The sequence below is a fragment of the Faucicola sp. SE7633 genome (genome assembly GCF_059264685.1).
This window is the reverse complement of sequence record NZ_JCADBW010000039.1, coordinates 1-12433: the sequence shown is the minus strand read 5'-3', so window position 1 is coordinate 12433 and position 12433 is coordinate 1. Positions and strand designations below refer to the sequence as shown.

Genomic DNA, 12433 nt, shown 5'->3' with positions numbered 1-12433 from the left:
GTGACTTTGACGCGGCTGCCTGCTGCCATCAAGATGGTGTTGCTGTCAGCGGTGACTGATACGCTATTGACGTTTTGTTCAATCGCAGGCGGATTGGTGCTGATGGTGATTGGATTGACACGGGTGCCATTTGGTACGCTGGCATTGACGACAAAGCCGTTGTTAAGTAGGTAGTCACGCTGTGCTTGGTTGAGTGATTTGATTTCAAGCTCAATGGTGGCTTGACCCTGTTCGTTGGTGATAACCGTTGAACCTGTTAGGTTGGCAATGCCAGTTTGTTCAAGCCCTGGTATGCTGAAGGTGACAGGTACGTCACGAAGTGCACCACGATTGGCGTCGGCAATGTTCGCTGTGACGCTAAATTTGGTGCCTGTGGTAAGGTCAAGTTGGTTGATGCTACTTGATAGTAAGGCACTGGCAACTTTGGCGATATTTGGATTGGTAGCGGCCGCGGCTGGGTCAGCAGCACGAACAGCAATGCTGCCAGTTACATCACGGGTTGGGGTGGCAGCGGTGTTTTTCGCGGTAGCGGTCAAGCGTGCGCCGTTTTGTAGCAAATAGGCTTTGGCGGCCTCTGACTTCACTTCAAGCTCGACAGTGGCCTCACCGTTGGCATTGGTGGTTACATTTGAGGCATCTGACACCACATAGACACCTGTAATGGCAGGGTCATCGACCAAATTAAAGCTAACTGGTACACCACCGATACCAATATTGTTGCCGTTGAGCACTGAGGCGGTTACAGTAAAGCGCTCACCCACTTTGACGTTAAACGCATTGGCAGGAGAGGTCAGACGTACGCGCTGTACGTCAAAGCGTTGTGTGGTGTTGTCCACACCTTGCAGGGTTAGGGTCGGTGCTTGTTTGCCGTTGGCCGTGGCGTTGATGGCAAAGCCTTTTAGCAGATTGGCACGCTGCTCATCAGTCAATGACTGAACCTGTAGCGTGATTACCGCTTGCCCTTGCTCGTTGGTAGCCACTGTAGCAGGCGATAAGCTTGCAATGCCGTATTCTGCCAATGGCGGCAAATTGAAGACCACAGGTGCATTTGAGATACTACCGTTGTTGGCATCGGCCACATTGGCAGTGACTGTAAATTGCTCACCGACAGTAAGCGGAATACGGGTGATGCTGGCAGTTAAAGTGACGCGATCGGCAGTTTCAGGGTTGGCAGTTTGTCCTTTTAATCTGAGGACACCAGTTTTGCCATTGGCGGAGGTTACCGTGATTGCCAAGCCATTCCGTAAGGCATCTTTTTGGGCATTGGTTAAGTCAGATTTGACCTCAAGCTCGATGGTTGCCTCGCCCTTATCATTGGTTGTAAGCGTTGAGCCTGTGATATTATAGACCCCTGTGGTCATTGGTTCAGGTAAGTTTACGCGCAACGTTTGATTGGCGATACCACCAAAATTGTCATCTAGTGCAATGGCAGTGACCTTAATTTTTGTGCCTTTTGCCATCAAAATGCCAGTGCTGTCTGAGGTCACCGAGACGCTGCTAACGGTTTTGGGTGCATCTACTTGCTTAGCTTTGATCACCAATGGTTTCACTGAAGTGCCGTTAGGTACATTGGCATTGATCACAAGACCATTGGTCAATAGATAGTTGCGCTGCGCATCGTTTAGTGATTTAAGCTCAAGCTCGATACTGGCTTGTCCTTTGGCATCGGTTGCAATGGTAGAGCCTGATAGGTTGGCAACACCGGTTTGGTCAAGATTTGGAAGACTAAAGGTGACTGGTACGTTGGCAATTGCGCCACGATCTTTGTCAGCCACGTTGGCGGTGACGGTAAATTTGTTACCAACTGTTAAGTCAAATTCGGTCACATTGCTAGATAGTAATACACTGGCGGTGTTGATCGGCTCTGGGTTTTTGATGGCTTGTTTACCCATAACGGTGAGCGTTTGGGTTTTGGCAATCGGCGTTACGCCCATGGTGTTTTGTGCCATTGCACGCACGCGTACACCTTGGCTCATCAAGCGTTGTAAGGCAGAGTCAGACTTAACTTCAAGCTCAATAGTTGCTTGACCTTGTGCATTGGTTACCACATTTGCGGTATCTGAGACGACATATACCCCTGTATCGGCAGGATTATCAAGCAGTTCAAACTGTACAGGCACGCCACCAAGTCCTGTATTGCTGCTATTGAGCACCACTGCGGTGACGGTGAATTTTTCACCTGTTTGGACAGTAAATGGATTGACTGACGACAGCATGTTGATGGCTTGTACATCAAGCTTTTGTACTGGCTCGTTGGTTGATGCTTCAACCCCCTTCAAAACGATGGTATTAGATTTGACGCCGTTGCTTTGGGCACTGGAGGTGATTACCAAGCCGTTTTCTTTGAGGTACTGTGCTTGCTCGCTGGTCAAGGATTTGACTTCAAGCTCAAGTTTTGCCTCACCTTTTTCGTTGGTGGTGACGGTTAAGTTGGAGTTGGCAAACACACCTGTCAAAACGGAGTTGCTGATGTTAAAGTTTACCGCTGTATTGGGGATAAAGTTGTTGTCGTTATCGAGTGCAATGGCAGTGAGCTCAAGTTTGCTGCCTTTTTCTAAGGCGATATTTTGCTGATCGCTGATCAATAAAATATCTTTTACATTGGTGTTATTGGGTGTGGTATTGGTCGCGCCATCGGTGCCTTTTAGTAGCTTGTTGCTAGTCAGCTCGCCGACAGTGGCGCGCACTTCTAAACCCGTGTTTTTCAGATAATCGCGTTGATCATTACTTAGTGCACCAACCTCTAGCGTGATAGTGGCTTTGCCCGCTTCATCGGTGGTTAAATTTTGTACGGTTGAGCTGTACACGCCTGTAAAATTGGGGTCAGTGATAGCAATATTGACGGGTACGCCTGCCACGCCCAAGTTATTAGCATCTAGCGCATACACGGTTAGCTCTAGTTGGCGGTCATCGGTCAGCGAAAATACTGACTGCGCACTGACAAGCTGTACTTTTTTGACGTTTGCCAAGTTTTTGGCGGTGTTGCTGTCGTTACTTGCGCTGTCATTGGTGACTGAGGTCATAGACGCTTTAGGGATTTTAGGCATCAAGGTATCATTACCACCGCCGCCGCCACAACCTGCCAGCGCCAATGCAGTGGATAATGCGGTCAATTGAAAAGATTTGATAATGCTGCTAGAAATTGCCATGACTGATTTCCTACAAAGTCGTTGCCATGAATGTCAAATTCAAATACCGTGGTAGTGTTACGGTGGCAATGCGGCCGAAATGGTTTTGGCGAAACACCAATCAACTTAAAAATAAACTTATTGGGTAGCTATGAATAAAAAGTGCTGAGGTAGAGCGTTAAGCTACGTTTTGTTACGCTAAATTTACCCATTTTTCCATAAACTTACAAGTAATTTTGCCACAAAAACTTAGCTTTGCGATAAAAAGCCGATAAGCGCCTATAAAACGCGTAGGTTTGATAAAAATTTTGCTCACTAAGACCTCATACCTACATGTTATCAAGCGTAAATTTATGTTATCTTTTGCTGCGGTTATTGACCTATTAAAATATTAGCCCATTAAAAATTCTCAAAATTTATGAAGCGCGTCATTTCTAAATCTGATACCGCCCATATATCATCCGCCAATTACCATCAGATTCATCGTTTGTCCCTGCTCACCAACTGGCAAACATGGCTTGCGCCTGCCATACCGCTGTTGGCAGATGCGTGTCATGTCAGCCAAGCGCAAGTTCAGACTGTGCTAACGCCACTGCTGACCACCTGTGTGTATCGCGTCAGCCAGCTTGCCGCCCATCCATCCGAGGGTTTAAACCAGTTACTGTCGGTCACCTATCGCCAAACTTGCGACTACCTGACTGCGCAATCGGGTTTGACGTTGTCCAATTTGGCGCAGCTGATGCCGAATACCCATGCTTTAACCGCGCCATGGTTCACCGACAGCCCACGTTGGCACGCGCTATTGGGCATGTTGATGGCAGCATCGCGGTTGGATTTGGCGGCTTTAGACAAACTGGCCGCACTTATCGTGAGCTTGGCGTTCATCACCCTAAGCTGGCTGTGGCGCGATAGCCAAAACGCCGTTGTGAATGCCGCCGTGAGTGTAACAACCGCCCAGTTGATAGAATGGCTAAGACAACAGCCGATTTATTTGCACAGCGCAGGATCAGATAGCGCGACGTTGTTTGCACAGCGCGCATTGGCAAACTATCAGACGACCATCAGCCTGTGTGCCGAACAGCGGCTGTACCAACGCCTCACCAAATATGGTCTAAGTGGCTTAGCAGGTTGGCAGCAGATACTGACAGACCAGCTACAAGCCTACACCACGCGCCAGCCATTGGCAATTACACCAAAGGCGCTGCCAAAGTACGCATCAAAGGCTGCACCTATCACCAAACCCAAACGCCCAACCGCGCCAAGCAACAATATCAACACAGATATCTTTGCCAAACCTGCACGCCAGACTCGTCAAAAAACCATACCGCTGCGTGCCTTACATAGCGGCAGCCTTACCACACGCCTACAACAGCATTGGATTGCCACCGCCTTAGGCTTGTCCGCACTGGTCTTTGGTGGGTTGGCATGGGCATGGTCTGCCTGGCTGCCAAAACCTGTCTCCAAACCTGCTGACACGGTGGCAAGCGCACCAAAAATCGACAATTATCAAGACGTTGCCATCGTGCGCGTGGCATCTGCTACGGCAGACACCGCAAGCACCACCAAGCAAACACCTGCTAGGGCAGCAAACTCAACAAAATCTGCCAACAAAGAGGATAACCCAACCGCCAAAGCTACAGTATCAGCGCAAGCCAACGCCACCCAAAAAGCCACAAAGCCCCCCAAAGACAAAACACCAACCGATAAAACAAGCGCTCAAGCCAGCACAAAAACCGATACATCGACCAAAGAAAAAGACAACGCTAAAAAAGCGACCGAAAAAAAACCTACGGATAAAAAAGACACCAGCAGTCCATCTAAAAATAAAACCGCCGATAAATCCCCCGATAAAACCACCGCCAAAACCACCAAGGCCAAAAAATCTGACCGTAAAACAGCAAAAGACCACCCAAACGATGATGACGCTTCAACAAATAGTGCGTCAAAAAAGGACAAAGCCAAATCTACACGAAACAACGCTGCCAAAGATAACAAGCGTGACAACCAGACAACCGCCAAAAAAAGCTGAATCAGCCGATAAAGCAGATGAATCGGACAAAAAAAAGGTGCAATAAGCACCTTTTTTTGCCTCAACCAAGCCGCAGCTTAGCTAAAATCACGCCCTTTTTTGGCAGCGATAGCCAAGCGTAAGCCATTTAGGCGGATAAAGCCTTCTGCGTCTTGCTGGTTGTAAGAGCCAGCATCGTCCTCAAACGTGGCGATATTGGCATCAAACAATGACTTGTCTGATTTTCTGCCCACCACAATGACATTGCCTTTATACAGCTTGACGCGCACCGTGCCCTCAACGTCTTTTTGGCTTTCGTCAATCAAGGCTTGCAACATCTTGCGCTCAGGACTCCACCAGTAGCCGTTGTAGATGATTTCGGCATAGCGTGGCATGAGCTCATCTTTGAGGTGCGCCGCTTCACGGTCAAGGGTGATTGACTCAATCGCGCGATGGGCTTTGAGCATAATCGTGCCTGCAGGGGTCTCATAGCAGCCACGTGACTTCATGCCGACATAGCGGTTTTCGACGATATCCAAACGCCCAATACCATGCTTACCGCCCAGCTCATTCAGCGTCAAAAGTACCTCATGTGGGGCAAGCGTTTGGCCATTGACGGCAACCACGTCACCGTTTTTGTAAGTCAGCTCAACGTATTCAGGCGTATCGGGTGCTTGCTCAGGGCTGACCGTCCAACGCCACATAGACGCTTCAGCCTCGGTGTAGGGGTCTTCTAGCACACCGCCTTCATATGAAATGTGCAGCAAGTTGGCGTCCATGGAGTAGGGCGATTTTTTGCCACTGTTGGTAAAATCAATCGGGATATCATGTGCTTTGGCATAGTTCATCAAGGTTTCGCGGCTGGTCAAATCCCAAATCCGCCATGGCGCGATGGTTTTGATTTCAGGGGCTAATGCGGTTGCGCCCAATTCAAAGCGTACTTGGTCGTTGCCTTTGCCTGTCGCGCCATGGGAGATGGCATCGGCATGGTGCTGTTTGGCAATTTCTACCAAACGCTTGGCAATCAATGGACGCGCGATAGATGTGCCAAGCAGGTACTCGCCTTCATAAATGGCATTGGCGCGAAACATCGGAAAAACAAAATCACGCGCAAATTCTTCGCGCAAGTCTTCGATATAAATGTGTTTGACCCCCATCGCTTGGGCTTTGGCGCGGGCAGGCTCGACTTCTTCGCCTTGTCCTAAGTCTGCGGTAAACGTGATGACCTCCGCGTCATAAGTGTCTTGCAACCAGCGCAAAATCACCGATGTGTCCAGGCCGCCTGAGTATGCCAACACGATGGTGTTGATATTGTCTTTATTGATTTCTGCCATAAGTTTAGCCTCGCTCATTGGGTTAAGTATTTAAAAAATCACACATTAAATCTAAAATGCATGACATCGCCATCTTGTACGATGTAGGTTTTGCCCTCAAGTCGCGCCTTGCCTGCCGCTGCCGCGCCTTTTTCGCCACCGTATTCGATAAAATCATCAAACGCGATGACTTCAGCGCGAATAAAGCCGCGCTCAAAATCGGTGTGAATCACGCCAGCCGCCTCGGGTGCGGTCGCGCCGACTTTGACTGTCCATGCGCGCACCTCTTTGACCCCTGCGGTAAAATAAGTTTGCATATCTAGCAGCTCATAGCCTGCGCGAATCACACGGTCAAGCCCTGCCTCACTCATGCCAAGGCTTTCTAAAAACTCGGCTTTTTCTTCCTCATCGAGTTGGGCGATTTCTGACTCCAGCTGATTGCACAGCGGTACGACAATCGCGCCGTCTTGCTCGGCAAATGCGCGCACTTGGTCAAGATACGGATTGTTGTCAAAACCATCTTCAGCCACGTTGGCGATATACATGACGGGCTTGAGCGTGATTAGGCCATAGCTTTTAATCAATTTTTTGGCATCGTCATCAAGGTTTGCTAGACGGGCAGGCTTGCCGTCTGCCAATAGGGGTTCGATGTTTTGGAAAATATCCAACATCGCCTTAGCGTCTTTGTCGCCGCCTTTGGCTTTTTTGCCAACATTGACCATCGCGCGTGTCACCGCTTCTAAATCCGCCAACGCAAGCTCGGTGTTGATGGTTTCAATATCATCTAAGGGGCTGACGCGTCCATCGACGTGGATCACGTTGTCATCATCAAAACAGCGTACCACGTGGGCAATAGCGTCGGTCTCGCGGATATTTGCCAAAAATTGGTTGCCCATGCCCTCGCCCTTAGACGCGCCTGCCACCAAGCCTGCGATATCGACAAACTCCATACTGGTGGGTACGACGCGCTCGGGTGATACGATCGCGGCAAGCTGCTGCAAACGTGGGTCGGGCACAGGCACAATGCCCGTGTTCGGGTCTTTGGTACAAAATGGGAAGTTTTCCGCCGCGATACCTGCCTTGGTCAGCGCGTTAAATAGCGTGGATTTGCCGACATTGGGTAAGCCGACGATACCGCAATTAAAACCCATGATTATCTCACATTATTCAAAATTAAACGTCATTGGTGGCAACGATCTCAATCCATTCACCACATCTAAAACATACAAAGACATAGTCACAATCTTGCATTGTAGCAAAAATAGCCACGAAAAATCTTGTATATTGCCAATTTTCTTGGCTGAGTTTTTATATAACTTATTTTTTATATAAATTATACTTATATAGCCACATTGCATAGCCACGTTGCATAGCCATGCTAAACCGTATAAAAATCACATCGTGTTTTGTTTAGTCAATCTAATCTACCGAAACGTTTAATCTGGCAAAATATTGTAACTAAATATAAATGTCTTGTCTGAAATATGACAAAATGCGTCAGATTTTTTAGACAAAAAGTCTAAAACAAACGATAAATGGTAAATTGATGTTGATTCATAAGACAAATGTTTTATTCGACTAAGTATGTTAAAAAATATTTATATTCACAAGGGTTGATCTGACCTACAATAGCGCAACCGATAAGTATTCTTATTTAATTAAACGAAACAATTTTACCCAAACAGGACACAAACCATGACAGCAAAACAACCTAGCCCAAAAACGGGCAACCAACGTTTTAAAAAATTGGCAATCGTAGTGGGTATCGGTGCAGCTGCGCCTGTATTTGCGATGATGGGTTCAGCAATTAATGGTAGCATCAGCGACGACCAAGTCACAACGGCACCTGCCACCCAAGCTCTAAATGCCACCGGTAGCAATACCGCTGCTGTGAATGTTAATACGTCAGCTGCTACCAGCGCGTCTACTATGGCTGCGACAAACACAGCAGTCAATCAAGGCACAAAATATGACACTTATCCACAAACCCCACGATTAAATCCTGATTTGCCCGTGATTCATACGTCGCACCGCTCTGATCACATCAAACCCAATATTTTAAACCCATTTCCTGTATGTAATTCAGGTGAAGACCGCCGCACGGTGGTTTATAACGTATCGGACAACTGGCTGCCTGTGGGTACCATCTCAACCTATAACCAAACCACAGGTACTATTCCGCTTAAACAAACCACTTCGCGATCGCAAACTATCTCGGTATCGGTCAATGGTAGCCAAACCGAAACCACCAGTGTAAACTTTGGTGGCAATGGCGGCGTGTCAAAAAATGGCGCGTCAGCAGGCGGACAAACGGGCATCGCGTACTCATTAGCGCGTACCATCGGTGGGCAAGCTTCATACTCGCTGAGCTGGAATGTTGGGCAAGAGATTGGTCCTTACCAAATTCCTGCTGGCTACACGGGCGAGGCGACTTATGGCTTTCGTGCGGTCAATATGAACGGCACGCAGCAGTTTTGTAAGGCAAATGGTACATGGTCTACGCCAACCGCATGGCGTGCGTTTGTACCACTCAAAAATGAAGTACACGTCAAGCTATACGCCAATCAAGTGGGTGTAGCCACTGCCGAGCAAACCCCCGATTGGAATTACGTCGCGCCGATGCCGAAACCTGCCACAGGCATGGATATGACTCAACCAAATCAAGCCTTGGCAGCGGATTTACAGCCATACCTGACCGTATCAAGCGCCAAAGCCGTTGGTTTTGCAGGTGCAACTGCACTACATGTCAAAAACGTGGGCACCGAGCGTTACTATGGTGAATTCCCCGTGGTCAGCTTCTTGATTGAAGTCAAAACTGCAAACGGCCCTCAAGGGGTAGATCGTGTGATCACACCACATTGGTTCCATGGCGCGTATGTGCAGGACTTAGGTTTCAACCGTGAAACCTCAACCCGTGCATTCTTGGTAACTTTGTCAAATCCAATCGAGAAGGGCGAGGAGGTGATGGTAGCGTCATTTAACTTCAATGATGGCTTGACCAAATTGGGACGCTTGCAAAACTATATCACCGTGTCGCAAATTGGACGCATAGCAGGCGATACCAGCTACTACAATGACACGTTGGTTGATTCACGCACAACGACGCTTGATGACTTTGGCAACAAAATCCAAGGGTTGTTCTAAGCATTTAGTGCAGTTAGAACGTAGTTTATTGTATAACAACAAGACAGCAGTCCAAATAGGCTGCTGTTTTGTTTTGACGGCTGTTTAAAACAGGGTAAAAACCGCCCGATTCTTAAATTTTGCTATATTTAATCAAACAAATTTCAGCATTCACGCTTGCGATTGAGCTATGCTATAATCGACACTTGCTTATTTTGACCCCATAATTCGAGAGCTGCCTATGTCTGCGCCCCGTTCCCCTGCGTCACTTGACGCGCTTGGTTTAAGCCATCAGCCGCGCAAACGCTTTGGGCAAAATTTTTTGCATGATGCTGGCGTGATTGGGCAAATTGTTGATGCCATCGCACCAAACCCCGACGATCTGCTACTAGAGATTGGTCCGGGCATGGGGGCTTTGACCGAGCCGCTATTAGATAGCGTCAAGCGTTTGACAGTGGTGGAGCTCGATACCGATTTGGCAGACAGTCTACGGATTCGAATTGGCGCAAACAGCCACACGGGGCTAACGATTGTCAGAGCTAACGCATTGCAGGTCGATTACCGCGCGTTGTATCGCGATATGGCAGCGGCGGCTGGTTTGGAGCCGACTAAGCAGGACAAAAAGCTGCGCGTGGTAGGCAACTTGCCGTACAATATTTCAACGCCGCTGTTGTTTTATTTGATTGGCTTTGCCGATGTCATCGATGACATGCATTTTATGCTGCAAAAAGAAGTCGTTGAGCGTATCACCGCCGCGCCCGATACGGCAGAATACGGGCGGCTGTCGGTGATGATGCAGTATTATTGTGAGACCGAATACCTGCTGACCGTACCAAATGGCGCGTTTCGCCCTGCGCCCAAAGTCACCAGCGCGGTGTTTCGCCTGCGCCCGTACCGCAACAAGCCGTTGGTGGCGCGTGATGAAGCGTTATTTGCCCATGTGGTGCGTGAGGCATTTAACCATCGGCGCAAAAGCTTGCGCGCGATTTTTAAAAAACCTGCCAATCTGCCCAGCGTGTCAGAGGCACAGCTTGAGCAAATCGGGCTTGCGCCGATGGCACGCCCCGAGAATCTTAGCGTGGCCGATTTTGTCCATCTAAGCGATGCCATGGCGGATTTGGTATAACGATCTATTTGACCCAGCAATAAAAGGAAACAGCAAGCCTATGGCGCAATTTCGACACCAGTATGTGATTGGTGATTTGCAAGGTTGTTATGGTGATTTGTTGGCATTGCTCAAACGCTTGGACTTTGATGTTCGCCAAGATAAGGTGTGGTTTGCAGGCGATATCGTGGCGCGGGGTGATGATTCATTGGGCACGTTGCGCTTTGTCAAAGAACTGTGTGAGCAGGGTGCGGCAGAAATTGTACTGGGCAATCACGACATCAACCTATTGGCGGTGTGGCGTGGCGCGATTAAAATCAAGAAAAAAGACCGCACCCAGCCGATTTTGGACGCGCCCGACTGTGATAAGCTGCTAAATTGGCTGCGTCATCAGCCTGTCATGCGGTTTCCAACCGCTGATACGGTGTTGGTACATGCAGGTATCCCACCAAATTGGAGCATTGAGGCGGCGCACCATCACGCGCTTGAGCTACAAACCCAGCTACAAAGCAGCCTATGGCAGCTTGACCGTCTGTTGCCTGAGCTATACAGCAGCGCGGTGGCAGGTTGGTCAGATAGCCTCACAGGCTACCAGCGTATTCGGATGATTTGCAACTACTTCACGCGTATGCGCCTGTGCCAAGCCGATGGCACGTTGGAGTTTAGCTTTAAGTCTAGCCTTGATGACACCATGCCAACGGGATTTCGCCCATGGTTTGAGTGGCACGTACCGCGCCCGCGTAAGATTTTGTTTGGGCATTGGGCGGCGCTCAAAGCGCGCGTTGATACCGATGACGTGCGCGCCACCGATGCAGGCTGTGTGTGGGGTGGCAATTTGTTGGCGTATCGTTTGGGTGATGAAAAGGTGTTTTGTCACAGTTGCAAACCCAAGCAATAATCCATCGGCTAGTATAACCGCGTCATCAAATCCACAGGCAGACGCGTGGGGCGCAATTGCCCCGTTTGGGGCTGTTGTTGCACGCAAACCAACGTGATGCGCGCGTCACACAAACACGTGTCATCAACAAATATGGCTTGCTCAAGGCTCAGGCTTGCGGCTTTGGCGGTGCAGTGTTGTACGGTCACCGTCAAAAGGCTATCAAGCAGCAGTGGCGCGTGATAACGCACCTCAGCGCGTTGAACGACAAATTGGATGTCAGATAGATTGCCCGTGTTACCGTTTATCGCGCGCTGGTCGGCATAAAAATAACTGGCAACTCCACGTTCGCGTAACCAGTCGCGGCGCGCCCGTTCAAAAAATTTTAAATGATTGGCGTGATACACAATGCCGCCTGCGTCGGTATCTTCTAAATACACGCGGTAGTGCTGGCAAAATAACGCATCTTGTGAATGCAAGGTGTGGTGCGACTTTGACGTTTTATGGGGCATCACGACAGTTTTGGTTGCAAGATTAATTAAGTGTTAATAGGGTGATGGACATTGGATTTTACGGGTAAGAATGTAGCAAATAAAGTTGATAATAGCAAAAAAATTGTCGTTCTGTCTTGCGCCATGATTATGCGGTTAAGCATTTAAGCGCGTGCCAGTTGGTAGCGAAGCGTATTAGCTACTTATGCAACACAATATTATCGGAAAAATCAATTTAAAATGATAAAAAATTTTGTCAAATAATAATAAAGAAACCTTTGCACGAACAAATGCACAAAAGTTTGTAAAAATGATATAATACAGTAAAATCAACCAGATAGCAAAAGACACGAATATGGCATGGAAACAAACAGGGCAACTGTCCCTA

General features: G+C 48.5%; 8 protein-coding genes. 4 read left to right on the top strand and 4 right to left on the bottom strand.

Going from position 1 to position 12433, the window contains the following annotated elements; translation table 11 throughout:
* A partial coding sequence (locus AC5L4R_RS10135) for a hypothetical protein (protein ID WP_494478063.1) occupies window positions 1-3149 on the bottom strand: 3149 nt, incomplete at its 3' end.
* Between the two features lie 397 nt (window positions 3150-3546).
* On the opposite strand from AC5L4R_RS10135, the gene AC5L4R_RS10130 reads away from it, so the two are divergent.
* Window positions 3547-5157, top strand: a complete 1611-nt coding sequence (locus tag AC5L4R_RS10130) for a hypothetical protein (RefSeq protein ID WP_494473751.1) — start codon at window positions 3547-3549, stop codon at window positions 5155-5157.
* A gap of 77 nt (window positions 5158-5234) precedes the next feature.
* Here the strand turns inward: AC5L4R_RS10130 and AC5L4R_RS10125 are convergent, their stop codons facing one another.
* Window positions 5235-6470, bottom strand: coding sequence for an argininosuccinate synthase (locus AC5L4R_RS10125; protein ID WP_494473752.1), 1236 nt, complete (start codon window positions 6468-6470; stop codon window positions 5235-5237).
* Window positions 6471-6508: 38 nt separating this feature from the next.
* Entirely contained in the window at window positions 6509-7600 is a 1092-nt protein-coding gene (gene ychF, locus AC5L4R_RS10120; RefSeq protein ID WP_494473753.1) for a redox-regulated ATPase YchF, read from the bottom strand.
* 544 nt (window positions 7601-8144) lie between these two features.
* On the opposite strand from ychF, the gene AC5L4R_RS10115 reads away from it, so the two are divergent.
* From AC5L4R_RS10115 to AC5L4R_RS10105, 3 genes are all read left to right on the top strand, one after another.
* Complete coding sequence (locus AC5L4R_RS10115; protein WP_494473754.1) at window positions 8145-9593, top strand: hypothetical protein; 1449 nt, start codon at window positions 8145-8147, stop codon at window positions 9591-9593.
* Between the two features lie 220 nt (window positions 9594-9813).
* Window positions 9814-10698, top strand: a complete 885-nt coding sequence (rsmA, locus tag AC5L4R_RS10110) for a 16S rRNA (adenine(1518)-N(6)/adenine(1519)-N(6))-dimethyltransferase RsmA (protein ID WP_494473755.1) — start codon at window positions 9814-9816, stop codon at window positions 10696-10698.
* 40 nt (window positions 10699-10738) lie between these two features.
* Window positions 10739-11575 (top strand): symmetrical bis(5'-nucleosyl)-tetraphosphatase, encoded by an 837-nt coding sequence (locus AC5L4R_RS10105; protein WP_494473756.1) that lies wholly within the window; start codon window positions 10739-10741, stop codon window positions 11573-11575.
* An 8-nt stretch (window positions 11576-11583) separates the two neighbouring features.
* Here the strand turns inward: AC5L4R_RS10105 and AC5L4R_RS10100 are convergent, their stop codons facing one another.
* Window positions 11584-12066 (bottom strand): YbgC/FadM family acyl-CoA thioesterase, encoded by a 483-nt coding sequence (locus AC5L4R_RS10100; protein WP_494473757.1) that lies wholly within the window; start codon window positions 12064-12066, stop codon window positions 11584-11586.
* Window positions 12067-12433 lie beyond the last annotated feature (367 nt).